The sequence below is a fragment of the Thermoactinomyces sp. CICC 10521 genome, assembly GCF_016055135.1.
GTDB classification, from domain to species: Bacteria; Bacillota; Bacilli; order Thermoactinomycetales; family Thermoactinomycetaceae; genus Thermoactinomyces_A; species Thermoactinomyces_A daqus.
In genome coordinates, this window is the sequence record NZ_JAECVZ010000001.1 from 160,714 (window position 1) to 178,029 (window position 17,316).

A 17,316-nucleotide genomic window follows, 5' to 3' on the forward strand; every position below is an offset into this window, starting at 1 on the left:
CCCGGAAATTAAGCTTACCAATCGAGCCCTCACCAGAGGGCTCTTTTCAACCAAATCATCTCAATAATCTCAATGATTTCACTCAACCGCCGATCCTTTTCTTCCTCCGTTTGCTTTGCGGCAACAATATGAATGGTCGTATTCCCGATCCGGTAAGTTCTGTCAAAGCCCGTTTCCCTCTCCCTCACATGGATCACCTCGGTAAATGGTATGCAAGAATGGCAAAGGGACAGCCATATAAATTAGAACAGAAAGGGAGGGAATCGTATGGATCGGGTTTGCATGTATCTTCGCAAGAGTCGCGCCGACTTGGAAGCCGAAGCCCGCGGAGAAGGGGAAACACTGGCGAAGCATAAAAAAACGCTGCTCCAGATCGCCGAGCAAAAAAGCCTGAACATCGTGAAGATCCGGCAGGAAATCGTATCCGGAGAAAGCTTGATCCATCGGCCCGAAATGATGGAACTTCTCAGAGAAGTGGAAAGCGGCTGCTACGATGCCGTTCTCGTCATGGACATGGACCGGTTGGGGCGCGGCAACATGCGTGAGCAAGGGATTATCTTGGAAACCTTCCAAAAGTCCGGGACAAAAATCATCACCCCCCGGAAAATATACGATCTTCAGGATGAATTTGATGAAGAATACAGTGAATTCGAAGCATTCATGGCCCGCAAGGAATTGAAAATCATTACCCGCCGGCTTCAGAATGGCCGGATCCGCTCTGTTCAGGACGGAAACTATGTGGGTACCCGGCCGCCGTATGGATATCAAATCAAAGAGGATCACTCCGGACGCTACCTTATACCAGATTCGGAGCAAGCCCCCATTGTCAGGCAAATTTTTAATTGGTATACCGAAGATAGGCTGGGAACCGTAAATATTGCCAAACGACTGAATGAGATGGGCATTCCTTCTTACAACAAGACAAAGTGGAACTCAAACGGTGTTCTCAATATCATTCGAAATTCAGTTTACATTGGGAGAATTCAATGGAGAAAAATGGAGAGAAGAAAAACACCGGATCAGAGCGGTCGCAAATACCGGAAACGACCATATACCGAATGGATCGATGTGGAAGGAAAACATGAACCGATCGTTTCTATCGAAACTTTTAACAAAGCCCAGGAAATCCGGACCAAAAGAAGAAATTCACCCTATCATTATTCATTTAAAAATCCTTTGGCCGGTCTTGTAATTTGCGATCAATGCGGCGGTACGATGCTGTTGAAGTATTCGCGTTATAAGGTGGCTCATCTCATCTGCGACAATAAGAAAAGAGGAGGCGGTTGCAATAACAAAAGCAGCCGGCTCGATTATGTTGAATCCCGCCTGTTGGAGGCATTGTATGACTGGTTAAAGGCGTACAAGATCGAATTGAACCTGAACGAGGAATCTGCAAACCACGAAACGACGGCTTATGAACTGGCGATTCAAAACCTGTCACTGCAGCAAAGAAAACTGGAAACGCAAAAAAGCAACTTGCATGACTTATTGGAACAAGGCGTATATGATGTGCAGACATACATCGAGCGGTCAAACAGCATTGCTAAGCGATTGAAAGAAATCCGCGAAAAAATCCGGGAAAACAAAATGAAATTGGAAATGGAAAAGAAAAGGGAAAATGCAAAACAAAACGTTATTCCAAAAATCACTCATCTCCTGGATACGTATCATCATGTGGATGACCCGAAAGAAAAAAACATCTTGCTGAAAAGCGTCGTCGATCATTGCCTGTATCACAAGGAGAAGCATCAAAAAAACGATGAATTTACACTGATCGTTTATCCCAAACTGTAGTACCCATCGTACATACGTCAATAAACTCACGAAAGATGCAACGCCCGAGCAATTGCGGGAGGCGGGATTGGGAGAGCATTTTGTCGATCACGGCTATTCGCTTTTTTACCACAATGCGGCCGGCACCCCTTGGACAGCCACCTATATCCAGGCCAAAGGCGATCCGATCGCCGATTTGTACGAAGATATTGCGGCCGAGGAAAAGGCGCGGGCCACTTATCAGTGGTTGATCGACATCTCGGATGATCCGGATATCAACGACGCTCTCAAGTTTTTACGGGAACGCGAAGTGGTTCACTCGCAACGTTTTCGCGAAGCAGTAGAGCTGATTAAGGAGTATCAGGGGCAGAAAAAGTTTTTTTAGGTTCCTGTGCACACAGGTTCAAAAGAAATCCCCATCCGTTATGTGGATGGGGATTTGTTGTGTTCTGATTTCATCGTGCAAAATCATCCGGTCCGCCAATTCATTTTTGGCCAACTGACATTAAAGGCGATTGCTTTCATTCATCACAGGTCAGTATTAGCAGTCATGATATCATAATATTCAGTAAATAAACAAGTTACGGCATTCCCTTGATTTGCCCTTCCATTCATCCTATAATAAAAAGGTAACAACGAAATGCAAAAACAATAAAAACCCAATATACATTATAATATATAAAATCTGCTGTGTCAAGGCTAAAAAGGTTAGAGAAAGGAAAGAAAAAATGGACAAACACGAGCAAGAATTGAGAGCCGAACAAAAACGTGTCCGCCATGTTGCAGAGAAAGCCGGACAGCGCCTCCGGCTTCTGAAAAAACAAATGGATCAGGTTAAGTCCAATGTGGTGGAAATCCGTAAAGGTTTTTGGGATGATGTGCGGGTTAACTTCGACGACCCGGAGGAAGCATTGGAAACAGCAACAGCCATCAAGCAGCAAGCTGAAGTGCTGGGACAAAGAGAGCGGTCGCACCAGCATATGCAAAAGGAACTGGATAAGCTGAAGCGGCTATGTTACTCCCCCTATTTCGGGCGCATCGATTTCCGCGAAGATGGAGAAAACGAAACCGATCGTGTATACATCGGCATCGGGTCGTTCCAAGACGAGAACAACCGTTTTCTCGTCTATGACTGGCGTGCCCCGATTTCCAGCCTTTATTACGATTTTTCCCCCGGGCCTGCCCAATATGAAACACCCGGAGGCATCCTGAAAGGCACGATGGAACTCAAGCGACAGTTCCTCATCCGGGACGGGGAGATCAAAGCGATGTTCGACACCGGTGTCATCATCGGAGATGAGCTTTTACAGGAAGTGCTGGGCAAGCAAGCCGATCATCAGATGAAAAGCATCGTCGCCACAATCCAGAAAGAACAAAACCGCATCATCCGCAATGAACGGAGCCGGCTCCTGATTGTTCAAGGTGCGGCGGGAAGCGGAAAAACTTCGGCTGCCTTGCAACGGGTTGCTTATCTCCTGTATCGGTATCGTGATCACTTGCGTCCGGAACAGATCGTCCTGTTCTCCCCCAATCCCCTGTTCAACAGTTATGTTTCTACGGTTCTCCCCGAACTGGGTGAAGAAAACATGGCACAAACCACATTTCCGGAACTGCTGGAGAAGCGTCTGGGGCATTCGTTCCGTCTGGAAACCCCGTTCGAACTGATGGAATACATCCTGACCAAGGAAGGCGAGCCCGGCTATGCCGCCCGGATGGCAGGGATTCGCTTCAAGTCGTCGCTCCAGTTTATGGAATTGATTGACCGCTATGTTTCCCATCTCGGCCAAACCGATCTGCTGTTCCGGGATGTGAAATTACGCGGCGAAATCATTATTCCCAAAACGAAGATCAACGAGCATTTCACCTCACTGGATCCGAAGCTGCCCATTCCCAACCGGTTGCAGTTGGTAGCGGAACAGCTGCTCGCCGCATTGGCGGAAAAGGCGAAAGAGGAACGGCACAAACCCTGGGTGCAAGAAGAAATCAACTACATGAGCCAGGAGGAATACCAAAAAGCCTATAACCGTTTGCAACAGGCCAAACGTTACAGCGAAGATACGTTTGATGACTTTCAGCGCGAAGAGGAACTGTTGTCCACCCGGGTGGTCGACCAACATTTCAAACCCTTGCGCAAATCGATCAAACAACTGCAGTTCGTTCGCTTCCTTGATATTTACAGACAGTTATTCACAGACCCGGAATATGTCCGCTGCTTTTGGCCCGACTTTCAGCCCCCGCGGCACTGGACGGAGATTTGCCGACAAACGTCCAGTCGATTGCAGAAGCGAACCCTGGCTTACGAAGATCAAACCCCTTTTCTCTATCTCAGGGAACAATTGTCAGGGTTTCATGTCAACCGCTCCGTCAAACATCTCTTTATCGATGAAGCGCAAGACTATTCCCCGTTTCAATTCGCCTATTTGAAAAAACTGTTTCCCCTGAGCAAAATGACCATACTCGGGGATTTGAAACAGGCCATCTTTTCTCACACTGACAGTGAACTGGAAACTTTCCAAAGTTTAACTTTCCTGTCGGACGGGGAGGAAATCGAGACCATTGTGCTGAACCGGACCTACAGATCAACAAGGCCGATCGTGGAATTCACCCGGGCGATGATTCCCGGAGGCGAGGCCATCGTTCCTTTCAATCGGGCCGGAAAAAAACCGACAGTCACCCAACTGGCTGACAAGGCTGCGCTTCGGGAAGCGGTCCGAACACAAATCCGGGAACTGCTGTTGGCACAGCATCAGACTATCGCTGTCATCGGAAAAACAGCCGCCGAATGCCAAGAGATTTATCAGTCGCTCAAACCGCACTTTGACATCCAACTCATCCGCGAGGAAACTGCCGCCTTCAAGCCCGGAATCATCGTCATCCCCTCCTATTTGGCCAAAGGGATCGAACTCGATGCGGTCATCATCTGGAACGCTTCCGAACAACAATATCATGCCGAAAGCGTGCGAAAACTTTTTTACACCGCGTGCACTCGGGCCATGCATGAACTGCATCTTTTCACACCCGGCAAGCCCAGCCCCTTTATCCTCGATGCGTCGCCGGAAACTTATGATCTGCGCATTAAGGCATAAAAAAGCAGGCTCCCTTGCTTCAAAGAGGAGCCTGCTTTTCCACAACACTCTTTTCTTATTATGTAAATACATGTTAAAATAAAATATCCAATTGCATATTTCAACCTGCGATGGAATGGTTCGTCGCTTTTTTTATCCTCTTAAACCAACTATCTTGATCGGAAAGGGTGAGAAAATATGTCAATGCCGCAAACTTCCCTAAAATCAGCACCATCCATCCACTCGCGCCTGCCCGGACTGAAAGCTCCGCTCGTTTGGATTGCGATCCTTGCCTTTATTGTCTTGGGAGCTTTCGTGTACAGGTACGGCTGGCAAAAGGAATTATTATTCATCATCGGCGTTTTGCTCGGTGTTGCGCTCTACCACGCGCGGTTCGGTTTTACTTCCGCTTTCCGCGAACTATTATCCGTCGGACAAGGGCAGGGATTGCGCGCACATATGCTTATGCTGGCGATCGCCAGCGTATTGTTCGCTGTCATTTTCTCGACCGGCACGACCCTGACCGGAGCAGCTCCGCAAGGAAATGTGGAACCGATCGGAATCAGCCTCGTTTTCGGTTCATTTTTATTCGGAATCGGAATGCAATTGGGCGGGGCATGTGCCTCCGGCTGCCTTTATCGTGTCAGCGGCGGGACTCCGTCTTTCATTTTAACCTTGATCGGTTTCATTGCCGGTTCGGTTTGGGCGGCTTATCACTGGCAGTTCTGGTCCAAAGACCTGCCCTCTCTTCCGCCCGTCTCGCTGGCAACATCCACAGGTCTGGGTTACGGAGGAGCCGCTCTTCTGCAACTGATTCTGTTTGCTGGCATCGTCCTCTTCACCTATTGGATTGCCAAAAGGAAAAATCCGCCGCCCCGTAAACCGGTGCCAACCGCTCAGGGCTGGAAACGAATTATCCGCGGATCATGGCCGCTCTGGGTTTCAGCCATCGTGCTGGCTGTTTTGAACGCACTTACCTTGTTCATCAGCGGCCAACCCTGGGGCATTACCTCCGCGTTCGCTCTATGGGGTTCCAAAATCCTGCAATCCTTCGGTGTGGACGTCTCTTCCTGGGTTTACTGGTCCGGTGCCAAAGCAAAGGCGCTGCAAAGCCCGATTCTGGCGGATAAAACATCCCTGATGGACTTCGGCATTATCATCGGCGCCTTTTTTGCCGCAGCGGCAAGCGGTACGTTCAAAGTGCAAAAAATCCCGTTCAAAATCCATCTCGCTTCGCTGATCGGCGGGATCATGATGGGCTATGGAGCACGACTCGCCTACGGGTGCAATATCGGCTCCTATTTCAGCGGCATCGCCTCTTTCAGTCTGCACGGATGGATTTGGGCCATTTTTGCTCTTCTAGGAACCTATGCCGGCCTGAAACTGCGTCCTCTGTTCGGATTAAAAAACCCGAAACAGAGCGATTCATTTTGCTGAAACGAAATACAATGATACAAACCCCAGGCTTGCATACCGCAACGGCCTGGGGTTTTTTCTTCATGTTGAAGACAGAAAACCTTTCTTTTTATCGTTTATCTATTTCAATTTAATCCAAGTTTCATTTTTAGCTCACGGCGCTTTTTGTTCAATTGTTTCAATTCTTCATAAAGGTCGTATTGCGCCAAAAATTCGTGACGTTCTTTCGCCAATAAATATTCTTGCTTAACGGAACAGAGCCGTTCTTCCAGTGCTTTTAACTGCTCTAACATAACGAAGCACCTCAATTCTTTTAAATTGATATCAAAATGCTCGTTCGGAGAATAGTTACCCTGATAGATTTCAATTTAAACCCAAAAAAATTGTCCCAACGCGCAAAAATATTTGCTGAAAAATTGTAAAACGGCGAATCTGAGTCAAAAAACTGACAAAAACTGGAGCATACTTCCTTTTATCAACATTGACCCGCGTCGAATTTTTGATAAAATGAAGGAAGTCTACCTTGAGCATCTCCTGGCGGCCGATCAGACAATCAACTATTGGCAGAATCACAGGGCGAAAGGAGTTTTTTCTGTGTCTGTTAATCCTCAATACATGCCATCTTTTTTGGAAGAATTTCGGTCGATGAAACTGGAAATGATAATCCGTGATCTCCATAAGTTAACCCACGAGGAGCTCATGCGAATTCAAAAGGAAATTGACCAATTACTCCATTCCGATAAAGAGTAGGATGAGCCGCGATGAGTCAACCGACAGAAAAGCTCTTAATCCAAACCTACAAACATATCAACGAATCCCGGAATCTGATTGAACAATTGATCAATCAACTCGGACAGCAGCAACAATTTATCCATCATTTACCTGACGACATTCAGCATCTTATTCATGTCGCCATGGAACTATCACCGGATCAGCGAAAGACGTTGCGACGTTTCCTGGAATCTTTGAAATTTGATTAACCCCAGCCCTTTCAAATTGTATTGAAAGGAACTGGGGTTTTCATTTATTCCTGCGGCTTCTCAAGCTGAAACATTTTTCTGGCCAATACGGAAGCGCGAAAATAGCGGTACATTTTGGCGGCATCGACCGAAGCGAACAAACCGGTTCCGGGAATGATTTCCTCATTTCTCTTTATTCGTATGTAATCATGTTTTTGCAAACGCTTAAGTATCTTCAAGCACTGCTCGCGATCTCCCACATAATCCCGAAACAAACAGGTGAGTTGCTCTATATTTACCCAGTAAGTCCGTTTTTCCCGTTTCAAATCAGGGTCCAGTTGCGGATAGACCAGCAATCCCCATAAAATTACAATCGCCGCACGATCCCTTAATCCCCATGCGCGGTGAGGAGGTTCTTCCCGGGCTTGAGCCGCTTTTGGAACGGCAATTCGCGTCATTAAAAGGGAACTCATTTCTTTAACCGAAATTCGGTTCAATGATAACTCCCCTTTCTGCTATTTCCTATCAAAAATATCCAATTTTTGATCTTAATAAGGGTTATAGTCAAAAATACGCTTTTTCATACACACTCCCCAGAAAATGATTTAATATATAATTTCATGATCATATCATTAAATTTTCTTATTCTAACGCTTTAATGTGACCTTTTTCGTTGTAAATATCATCAAATAAAAAAGTTTTTAAGAGGGATAGTGGAAAAGATTATGTCTTTTCTGTTATATTTATAAGTAAAGATTTTCAGGATAATTATGTTTAAGAAAGGAGTTTCTATCGAATGATTTTTGAAACAAAAAAAGGAAAATATACAAAAGAAGAAAATGAAACGATCATTCGTGCGCTGAATGAAGGGCTGAAGGAAGGAAAACGAGAACGTGAAATCCTTAAAGAATTATCGATTCAATTAAAACGAGGATATTCGGGAATCATGTCGCATGCGCGTAAGCTGAGATCAGAATACCCGGAGCGTTTCCATTCTTATGAAGATTCAGGGGAAAGTGGCAACCGGTTGAACAGTTGGAATGAGGAAGAGGAAGAAATCGTGATCAACACGGTAAATACATTTTTGGAAGAAGGCAAATCCCTCTCAGCGGCGATCATGGAATTGGAAAAAAAACTTTCCCGAACCCAGGGGGCCATCTATCAACGCATCTACACACTGCGCCGCAAACATCCGGAGCGGTTTAAGCACTTACCTGCCGAGCGCCCTCGCCGCCGCCGCAAATTCAATGAATGGGGCTCACAGCATCCCATGATCCGTTCTCTTGATGAAGCGTATCCAATCCATCCGAAAGAACTGGCATCGACCGCGGAAAAACAGCTGGCAGCGGCAATCGATCATTTACATAACTACGGTTCGACGCCCGACTCCTCCCTTTCATCCGGCAAAAGGGAACAGCCCAGCACATCTACATTGGAGGAAGAGATGCTGTTAAAAGCATTTGAGGAACGCTATGGCCGCCCGAGCGGGGAAGCGAGAAGCAAACTGATCGAGCTGATGAGAAAGTTTGGCTGCACCCGCGTTTCCATCGCCATTTTCACCTTGGCGGAAGACAAGGCATTTCCGGCGCATATCATTGAATTTTTGGAGCGCAGGCTGCATCATCACAAGTTTATCTGACAAAAAACACGAACCCGATCGGTCCGTGCATCAGAGAGGCTCTTTTAAGCGTACCGGAATACTGGCATTAATGATGGTAGTACGCTCTTTTGACTGTGGAATCACTTCGACATGTCCGACAACATCATAACCGAAGTCATCGCACAATTCAATCAGCCGGGCTCGAAACTGCTTCAGTTTTTTTTCGTCGATATCGGAACGTTGATAGCTGAGTACCAATGACAAACGGTCATCGGCGGTTACGGCGGTAGGTTCTTCTTTCTCACGATTAAACATATTTAAAAAGGCCACCTGATTCACCCCTGTCCAAGTTTAGGCGATGTGGAACAAACGCTTGATTCTTGTGATCAACGTAGTAGAATCCAATTCCAAAAAAGGTACGTCTTCACCGGTCAGTCTGCGCGAAATATTGCTGAATGCTTTTCCAGCCAACGATTTGCTGTCAAGAATGACTGGTTCTCCCGTATTGGAGGAGCGAATAATTCGCTTATCTTCCGGAACCACTCCCAGAAGATTAATTGCCAGGTGGCTTTGCACTCTCTCAACGCTCAACATATCTCCGTCACGCACCATGCCCGGCTGGACACGATTCACGATCAAGTCGATCATTTTGACATTGGCTGATTCGAGGAGACCAATCACCCGATCCGAATCGCGGACAGACGGAATTTCCGGATTGACGACCAGGATGGCGCGATCAGCCGCGGCAATCGCGTTGCGAAACCCTCCTTCGATCCCGGCGGGGGAATCGATCAATATGTAATCAAATTCATTGCGGAGCTCATCGACGACAGCCTTCACCTGCGAAGGTGTCACCTCTTCTTTGTATCGCGTCTGTGCCGCCGGGAGCAGGGCAAGATCCGGATATTCCTTGTGCCGAACCAGAGATTGCCTTAATTTGCTGACTCCTTCGATCACATCGACCAAATCGTAAACGATGCGGTTTTCCAGGCCCAGCATCAGATCCAGCTTGCGAAGCCCGATATCGGTATCGACCAGGCAGACTTTGTAGCCAAGCTGAGCCAAGCCCAATCCGAGGGAAGCAACCGTGGTCGACTTGCCAACCCCACCTTTTCCACTTGTCACTGTAATTGCCACTGACATGCGGTTCATGCTCGATACCCCTTTCCTAACCCTCTTTTTGTTCTTATGTGTAAACGAGATGAAATCGGTGTTTCTCCTTTTTTTCGTGATATAATCCCCAGTCATTTTTCCGTGAAATCGTGTTGCAACGGGTTATGGAACCTCACTGACCTCCCGGTTTTCCAAATGGTCGGCCGGCAGAGTCCTCACGCCTTCCCGAATCTGCTATGTCTTTTTCGCCGAGTTGTGCCAAAAAACATAAATATTCAGGGTTGACCTTCCCAAAACCCGCGGTTTTCAACAAGTTTCACCATTATTGTAGCAAAACCGCAAGAATAAAAAAAGTAAGAAATCAGCTTTTTACCAACTTTATCCTAAAAAGCTGATTTCTTACCGTTTGGCAGAGTCATTTTGGATCGATTTTTGCGCAAAAAGCTCCAGTTCCTTCGAAAGCAAACGCCAAACTAAGAGGGCTGCCGTCATATCATCCAGGTAGCCAGCAACGGGAATCCAGTCTGCAACCACATCCGTCGGCAAAATAAAATACAAAAGGGCCGCACCCACCAGTCCCTTTTTCGTTTTGCTCACATGCGGATCCCGAAAATATTGATACATCACCTTCAGCTTCTCGATCAACGCTTCAATGCCACCGGCGCGCTCCACTTTTTGATTAAACTGATCCAGGACCGTCCGTTCCCCTTCATCGGTTAACGAACGCTGTTTTAATTTCTTGAGGGTTTGGACGATCTTCCGGTTCTTTCCCTGCAATCAATCCGCCTCCTTTGCTCAATAAAACCTCTCGTTGCAATGGTTGCAAAAAGTGGCCTCATCGGATACCTGATGGGCGCAAAACGGGCAAAGAAAGACAACCGCAGGGATTTTCCGTTCATCGGCGCTCGGCTGAATCGGAGAAACAGGCCCGAGCAAGATCGTTTCCTCATGAGGCCGTACAGCTTCAGGCCGTACAGCTTCCACTTCCGTTTCGGCGATCACCAGGTTCACTTTCTCTGCCTGTCTGCGCGGAACGATATCAGCCTTTTTCACTTCTTCCAGTTCTTTTTGCAGTTCAAAAAGCTGCTCTTGCTGACTGCGGATTCCCTGAAGCGAAAGATGAATCGACTCGTTCAGTCTCAGTTCCCCCGTCTTTTCCCAGTGTGTATACACTTCCCAGCCCAGCTTTTGAACCTGTCGTTCAATGTCTTCTTTTTTCCCTTTGATACGCAGAGCTAACCGGCTGATTTCAATCATTTTTTGCGATTTTTGGCCGGCGGTTTCCACACCTTTTTCCAGCTTTTGTTTCAAATCCTGTAAAAAACTCAAACGAATCGCTCCTTATCCAGACATCCCTGATGTCTATTTTAAGGACTCTTCGGCTGGCCCACAAGCAAAAATCAGGTGAACACTTCTTCAAGCTGACGACTTCATTAAATTTTTCTTCGACAGCGACGTTTTTTCTTTAAATCCGTGCTTGAGCCATAGCGCATTTAACAGCAGGAGAATTCCCGTCAGCAGGAAAGTGGCTGGAATACCGATCGGCCCCGACAAAATCCCGTAGGTGACCGGACCGAGCATATTTCCAAGGGCTACCGCACTCTGGTAGAATCCGTACGCGGTGCTTACCTTCTCTTCCGGAGCATTTTTGCGGATCAAGGTATTGAGAGAAGGGAGCAATCCTCCGACGAACAGCCCCAACAGGAAGCGCAGGAGCAGCAATTCCCACACATTCTGTACGAACATATGCGGAATAAAGATAATCCCCGCACCGATCAGAGCGACAAACAAAACCCGTTCTGAACCGAACCTGTCGCCGAATTTGCCCAGGAATGGGGAGGACAGCATATTGGCAAATCCGGTCATCGCCGTCACCAAACCGGCAAAGAAGGAAATATAGCCTCCCGGAACCTTCAGCTTTTCAACGAACAAAGACATGAGCGGCGACGGACCGATCATGGCAAATTGCAACAGCATCCCAACAGAAAACAAAATCAGCAGCGGTTGCTGCCGCAAAATGAAGGCTCCGTCTTTAAAGAAGCTTTCATTTTTCTGTTTCGGACTTGCCTGGAACTCTTCTTTCACCTGGAAGAGAACCACAAAGCTGGCAATGGCCAGGACTGCCGAAGTCAGGAAGAAAATATCGCGGTAACCGATCAATTCTGCCAACAGGCCGCCGATAAACGGCCCCAGGATTGAACCGGCCACTTGCCCGGCCTGCATCATCCCCAATACGTAGCCCACTTTTTCTTTCGGTGTATTGGTGGCCATCAGAGATATCGAGGCCGGAATAAAGCCCGAAATCATCCCGTTGAGCATGCGCAGGAAAAAGAGCTGGATGGGTGAGGTGGCCAATCCCAGCAAAAAGATGGTCACCGCCATCCCAAACCCCGAGCGGAGAATCATCGGCTTGCGCCCGTAACGGTCAGCCAGACTCCCCCAGATCGGCGCGACAATAAATTGGGATAAAAAGTTGACTCCAAAAATGAAGCCCGCCCAAAGCTGAACGGTCTTCGGATCCTTTAGCCCCATTTGCTGCAGATAAAGCGGCAAAAAGGGCATAATCATGGAAATGGCACTCATCACGAGAAACTGCGACACCATCAAAATATATAGGTTTCTTTTCCACCAGGCCATGGAACCTTCATCTCCTCAAGTCACTATTATATATTTCGGTGAACGAAATATCAAAAGAAAAAAAAACTGCCTTTGGAGTTGGCAGTTATCAACAAATTTATCAGGCCTTTACGAATGAACCGGCCTGCTGAACTCAAGCGAAATGTTCATGCGCTGTGACGGTTCCACGCGTTTAACAAACGGCAGTTTCTCGATCCGGCGGATCACTTGGTCTGACGTCTTTCCGTCCACATAAAGATAAACATATTTTAATCGTTTGGAGATATAATGAATATTTCCCAGGCGTCCCAACGAACGAGCTGCTTTTAAATCTTTTACCCAAACAGCTAAACCTAATCTTTCCACAATATCCATTGATTTTGTAGCTCCTTTTCTAAAAACATGTCCGAAAGGGCGCTTACACGTTGGTTTGGGGTAACAGGCGAAAAATTCACCCAATATTATCGTACCATTCCGGAAAACGGAATTCAATCAACAGACCACCAAAATTAGAATGGACAGGTGAACAGGAGCGGCCATTTACCGGCCGCATGCGCGCCGCAGTTTCTTTACACCCGGTTCGGGATCATTGCCCGGAACCTTGATCGACGGGGAGACTGAGCGGGCGATCGTCAGGGAAACCGCGTGGAGCAATTGATCCAATCGTTCTTCCGCTTCGAAACAGTCGCGAACAACGGGGTACTGGCGCAGTTTCTTCTGGTAAGAAAGCGCCGCCTCCTTAGCTTCATGATAATTGGGATGAAAAATGCCAAAGCGCTGTGCTTCTTCGTATCGGTCTTTCAGTTTCTGAAACTCCCTGATCATTTTTTGCGCTTCCGGATCCTCTTCCATCCTCTTTTTGCATTCCAGGTAATGCTGCACTTCTTGGGAATTATTTATCTGATCTGCCAAACGATAGGCTGCCAGCAATATTTCCGTCATGTCCAGTGTATTCATCATCGATTCCCTCCACCTTTATTGTATAGCAGTTTCCGGATGAATCCCACTGTTTGGCAGAAGGAAAAAATAGAACGGCTTCCCTGCCCGGCCATGAACGGCAACCTGCCAACTGCCGGACAGCTCACATTTCACAAGCACGCAAAGGGACAAATCCATCCATTCACTGCTCCACCATGACTTGTACGCGGGAAATCCTCCCAAGCGGATAGAACTTTTTTTCCTTTCCCACTTTTGCGTGCATCAGCCAATCTCCCCCGCAGTACTCAACCTTTTGCGGACTGACTGTGATCAGGTCGCCCTGATATTCCATCTTCAGCGCAAAACCATAATGAATGCTTTGTTTTACCATCTCTTTTACCATTTCGCGCCCGTATGCCCGCAGGCCGCTCGTCCAAATTTTGGGCAGTTTGTCGGCATTTGAGCGCATATCCAGCCCGGAAGGCCAATGCGTTTCCACACGCCACTCCTTTAAGGGAGACAATAACCGGCCCCAATCCACATGCTTGATGTTTCGTTCATCGTTGCCGTGGAGGGAATGGTGCATTTGTTGCACTTCCTGCCCGCTCTCCTGCAAAGCAGCCTGCGCCGCAGCAAAATCGGCAGCGGAAATGATCAGCCGCTCCCCGGTAAACTCCGGTATGTTGATTCCTTTTTTCTCCAATATCCGGCGGCATCGGTCCAGTCTCTCCGGCGATCCATGCAGCAGGAAAGCAGACTCAGCCAGAATCGACGGAGCTTGGCGAAACCAGTGAATCACCTGTTCCTTTACAGGTTCGGGCACCTCCGTCCCGCTCCAGGCGGCCAGCAAGCTGAGCAAATCCTCTCCGGTCAGGCCATACCGCCTTGCCCGTTGAACGGAACGCTCATTCAACTCATAGATGAGCATCCGGTCTCCGCCCATGAAGTCAGCGGCCTGAGCCAAGACATAACGTTGCGGAAGAGGAAAGTAATAAGGAAGGTATATTTCCATGTGGGGTTCAATGTAAAAAGGCACTTCATCCGGCACCTGACCCTTCGGCGGGAGTTCCAGCCAGCGAAAATAAGTTTCGCCTGAGCCTGATTGTCCTTTTTCCATCCAGCCCATGGCCACGAGCGGATCGATCAATTGCTTTTCCAGATGCTCCAGGAGCGCAGGAGAAAAAAAGGGGAGATCCCATTCGGACAAAAAGCAAATGATCTCTTTCAAAGCGTACCAGTTCTCCGCCTCCAGGCATTCGAGCAGTTGCAAATAACCATGCAAGCCGTTCCTTTCGGCGGTGAGCAGATTAAAAACAGCCTGATAGAGGATTCTCATCATTTGGTCAAAAGAGAGCTGAAGCCACTGTTGCCAGTTCATCTGCCGCACTCTGACGGATTGGCTTGTTCGCTCTGTCAAACCGAGCAGCTGACTAAGTTCGAGCAAAAAGGAGATCCATGGCGGCAACTCATCCTGTTTCCCCCATTTTGTCTCCTTCAGGGAAGATGCATCCAAATCCAGCTCCACATCCAGCTTTTGCGCCTCTTTTTTGGGAATCTGCCCCGTTTTTGTCAACAACAGCGGTTCCTGTTCCAGCATAAACAAAAAGTGGAAAAACGCCTGCCAAATCCCTGCCGACGGTTCGGAACAATGCATAACGGAAGCGGCGTTTACCGGCTTTGGCAGGGAGCCGGCAGCAAGCGCCGCAATCCATGCCCGCCTCAGCTCAGCCGGAAGATAGTACAACCGTTCGTGAAACTGATTTCGCACGGGAAATATCCAGCCTCCCCGAAAAAATTCCGATATTTTCCTCCGGCAGGCTTTGAGCCCGAACTTCTGCTGCTCCCTGGGAATCTCCCTTTCTCTGATCACCCCGTTTTGGCTGGCGAACAAAAAATAAAGCAAAACGGCCCGCTTCTCCGACGGCATCTGCTGGAAACAGCGGCGCAAATAAGCCGGATCAGTCATGCGCCCGGCGAGAGCCCCGGGGTCAGGATCGGCCACCGAATGGAGATTGCCGATCCGCCTGATTTCTTCTTCGTTCAGCGATTCCAAACAAATCCGCAAATCATCTGACATGCCGGCACTCCCTTTCCATATCGATCACCTCATACCGGTATCCCTGCTCGGCAAGATAGCTCTGCCGGCGCCAGGCATATTCCTGGTCGACCGTATCCTTCGTCACCAAATGATAAAAATAAGCTTTACTCCCTGTTTCCTTGACGCGCAATATGCGTCCAAGCCGTTGTGCTTCCTCCTGCCGGGAGCCGAATGTGCCGGAAATTTGAATCGCGACACTGGCATCGGGAAGATCAACCGCCATATTGGCCACCTTGGAAACGATCAGCACCCGGATACGTCGCTGGCGAAACTGGCGATACCACGCCTCCCTTTTATCTGCGGGCATACTCCCCGTAATCAAAGGAAATCCGTACCGTCTGGAGATTCTATCCAGTTGACGCAAATACTGTCCGATGATCAGGATCTGCTCATCCCGGTGCCGGTTGATAATCTCCTCGATCAACGGAATTTTTCGCGGATTTTCCGCCGCCAATCGCACCTTCTGCCGCTGGTCCGCCTTTTGATAAGCGGTTTCCCAGTCAGGGTCAAAGGGAATGCGAATCTCCCGCAGCACCGCCTCAGAGATCCATCCGTTTCTCTCCAATTCTTTCCATGATCCTTCGTAAAGCTTCGGCCCGACCAGGGAAAACACATCCTCTTCTTTCCCATCTTCCCGCACGAGTGTCGCCGTCAGTCCCAACCGGCGTTTCGCCTGAAACTCGGCGGTCAGGCGAAAAACCGGAGCCGGCAGCAGGTGAACCTCATCATAAATCACAAAGCCAAAATCACGCGAACGCAACAGTTCCATATGCGGAAATGATGCATCCTTTCCATCCCGATGAGTCAACATCTGGTAAGTTGTCACCGTCACCGGGCGAATCTGTTTGACCGTCGCCGTATACTCCCCCACCTCATCCGCCCGTAAATCCGTCTTATCCAATATCTCACGCACCCATTGTTTCGCCGACGTGCCATTCGGCGTCAATATTAGAGTCGCCTTCCCGACCCGCTGCATGATCGCCAGCGCGACAACCGTTTTTCCCGCACCGCATGGCAATACGATTACTCCCCCGCCATACCAGTCCGCTCCTTCGGCAAAATACGCTTCGAGCGCATCCTGCTGATAGGGACGCAAACCGCGAAAACGATCATGTTCAGAAAGCGAAAAGGAAAGCGATTCCCCTCCGGCAAAGCCGGTTTCGTCCAGTGGCGGATATCCGGCGGCAACACATGCCTGCTTTACGGCTCCAAGTGAATGCATGGGAAATATGAATGCCCGCTCACTTTCCGGTACGGGTACAGTTTCCCGCTTTAAATGCGTCAGGATTTGTGGGAAAATGGAAGGAGATGCACCAACCAGTGCAAAGGTGTGCTCTTTTCTTCGTTGCAGTCGAATCTGCCCAAACCGGTTGATCGTTTCTTCCACCCGCCGCTCAAATGCACCAGTCAACGGAAATTTGCTGTGCGAGCGCAGCCATTCCAGCAGACTTTTGGCCGACATCCCGGAGGCTGCCGCTTGCCACAGGGTAAACGGCGTTAAACGAAAAGTGACAAGCTGCTCCGTTTCTCGTACCTTTTGCGCAAAGCGGTTGAGTTTCAAACTCAGTTCACTTCCGCTGTCCGCTATTTTTTCCAATAAAACGGTACCGTCGTGCTGAATGATCAGCCCCTTTTTCAGCAAACTTTTTTCTGACATTCTTTTCCCTCCATCTCTATTTTTTCCTAACGGCTGAAAAGCTATTGATATTGCAAAATACTCTGTCGAATCATGCAACTTTTTCTCTTCTTCATCGTCTA

17 protein-coding genes and 1 pseudogene are annotated in these 17,316 nt (G+C 48.3%); 6 read left to right on the forward strand and 12 right to left on the reverse strand.

Annotated features, from left to right (window positions below; genetic code table 11):
* Positions 1-29 precede the first annotated feature (29 nt).
* On the reverse strand, positions 30-188 hold the full coding sequence (locus tag I8U17_RS00855) for a hypothetical protein (protein ID WP_160173847.1): 159 nt from the start codon (positions 186-188) through the stop codon (positions 30-32).
* Between the two features lie 79 nt (positions 189-267).
* Between I8U17_RS00855 and I8U17_RS00860 the strand changes: the two genes are divergently transcribed.
* The 4 genes and pseudogenes from I8U17_RS00860 to I8U17_RS00875 all read left to right on the forward strand — a co-directional run bounded on the left by I8U17_RS00860 (position 268) and on the right by I8U17_RS00875 (position 6,275).
* Positions 268-1,794, forward strand: coding sequence for a recombinase family protein (locus tag I8U17_RS00860; protein ID WP_198055209.1), 1,527 nt, complete (start codon positions 268-270; stop codon positions 1,792-1,794).
* A 10-nt stretch (positions 1,795-1,804) separates the two neighbouring features.
* Positions 1,805-2,158, forward strand: a pseudogene (locus tag I8U17_RS00865) (manganese catalase family protein); the annotation flags it as partial.
* Between the two features lie 343 nt (positions 2,159-2,501).
* Positions 2,502-4,859, forward strand: a complete 2,358-nt coding sequence (helD, locus tag I8U17_RS00870) for an RNA polymerase recycling motor HelD (protein ID WP_198058908.1) — start codon at positions 2,502-2,504, stop codon at positions 4,857-4,859.
* A gap of 177 nt (positions 4,860-5,036) precedes the next feature.
* Positions 5,037-6,275, forward strand: coding sequence for a YeeE/YedE family protein (locus I8U17_RS00875; protein ID WP_370589194.1), 1,239 nt, complete (start codon positions 5,037-5,039; stop codon positions 6,273-6,275).
* Positions 6,276-6,379: 104 nt separating this feature from the next.
* On the opposite strand, the gene I8U17_RS00880 is transcribed toward I8U17_RS00875, so the two are convergent.
* Complete coding sequence (locus I8U17_RS00880; RefSeq protein WP_160173846.1) at positions 6,380-6,547, reverse strand: hypothetical protein; 168 nt, start codon at positions 6,545-6,547, stop codon at positions 6,380-6,382.
* Positions 6,548-7,015: 468 nt separating this feature from the next.
* Between I8U17_RS00880 and I8U17_RS00885 the strand changes: the two genes are divergently transcribed.
* A complete protein-coding gene (locus I8U17_RS00885) occupies positions 7,016-7,234 on the forward strand; it encodes a hypothetical protein (protein ID WP_033100999.1) in 219 nt (72 codons plus the stop codon).
* Positions 7,235-7,278: 44 nt separating this feature from the next.
* Here the strand turns inward: I8U17_RS00885 and I8U17_RS00890 are convergent, their stop codons facing one another.
* Positions 7,279-7,710: a hypothetical protein gene (locus tag I8U17_RS00890; RefSeq protein WP_033100998.1), complete on the reverse strand. Its 432-nt coding sequence runs from the start codon at positions 7,708-7,710 to the stop codon at positions 7,279-7,281.
* Positions 7,711-8,009: 299 nt separating this feature from the next.
* Between I8U17_RS00890 and I8U17_RS00895 the strand changes: the two genes are divergently transcribed.
* The gene (locus I8U17_RS00895) at positions 8,010-8,852 is read left to right on the forward strand and encodes a hypothetical protein (RefSeq protein ID WP_198058909.1); all 843 of its coding nucleotides are present in this window, start codon (positions 8,010-8,012) and stop codon (positions 8,850-8,852) included.
* A 30-nt stretch (positions 8,853-8,882) separates the two neighbouring features.
* Here I8U17_RS00895 and I8U17_RS00900 read toward each other — a convergent pair whose 3' ends face one another.
* From I8U17_RS00900 to I8U17_RS00940, 9 genes are all read right to left on the reverse strand, one after another.
* Positions 8,883-9,128, reverse strand: a complete 246-nt coding sequence (locus I8U17_RS00900; RefSeq protein WP_033100996.1) for a hypothetical protein — start codon at positions 9,126-9,128, stop codon at positions 8,883-8,885.
* 36 nt (positions 9,129-9,164) lie between these two features.
* On the reverse strand, positions 9,165-9,956 hold the full coding sequence (minD, locus tag I8U17_RS00905; protein WP_033101156.1) for a septum site-determining protein MinD: 792 nt from the start codon (positions 9,954-9,956) through the stop codon (positions 9,165-9,167).
* Positions 9,957-10,325: 369 nt separating this feature from the next.
* A complete protein-coding gene (locus tag I8U17_RS00910) occupies positions 10,326-10,703 on the reverse strand; it encodes a YkvA family protein (protein ID WP_052154182.1) in 378 nt (125 codons plus the stop codon).
* A gap of 18 nt (positions 10,704-10,721) precedes the next feature.
* Positions 10,722-11,255 (reverse strand): zinc ribbon domain-containing protein, encoded by a 534-nt coding sequence (locus tag I8U17_RS00915; RefSeq protein WP_033100995.1) that lies wholly within the window; start codon positions 11,253-11,255, stop codon positions 10,722-10,724.
* An 87-nt stretch (positions 11,256-11,342) separates the two neighbouring features.
* Positions 11,343-12,563 (reverse strand): MFS transporter, encoded by a 1,221-nt coding sequence (locus I8U17_RS00920; RefSeq protein ID WP_198055205.1) that lies wholly within the window; start codon positions 12,561-12,563, stop codon positions 11,343-11,345.
* 108 nt (positions 12,564-12,671) lie between these two features.
* Positions 12,672-12,917 (reverse strand): YlbG family protein, encoded by a 246-nt coding sequence (locus I8U17_RS00925; RefSeq protein WP_033100993.1) that lies wholly within the window; start codon positions 12,915-12,917, stop codon positions 12,672-12,674.
* A gap of 165 nt (positions 12,918-13,082) precedes the next feature.
* A complete protein-coding gene (locus tag I8U17_RS00930) occupies positions 13,083-13,499 on the reverse strand; it encodes a YlbF/YmcA family competence regulator (protein WP_232330819.1) in 417 nt (138 codons plus the stop codon).
* A 163-nt stretch (positions 13,500-13,662) separates the two neighbouring features.
* The gene (locus tag I8U17_RS00935) at positions 13,663-15,537 is read right to left on the reverse strand and encodes a hypothetical protein (RefSeq protein WP_033100991.1); all 1,875 of its coding nucleotides are present in this window, start codon (positions 15,535-15,537) and stop codon (positions 13,663-13,665) included.
* Positions 15,527-17,215, reverse strand: a complete 1,689-nt coding sequence (locus I8U17_RS00940) for a DNA repair helicase XPB (protein WP_033100990.1) — start codon at positions 17,213-17,215, stop codon at positions 15,527-15,529. The genes I8U17_RS00935 and I8U17_RS00940 overlap by 11 nt, the downstream gene beginning before the upstream one ends.
* Between the last annotated feature and the right edge of the window lie 101 nt (positions 17,216-17,316).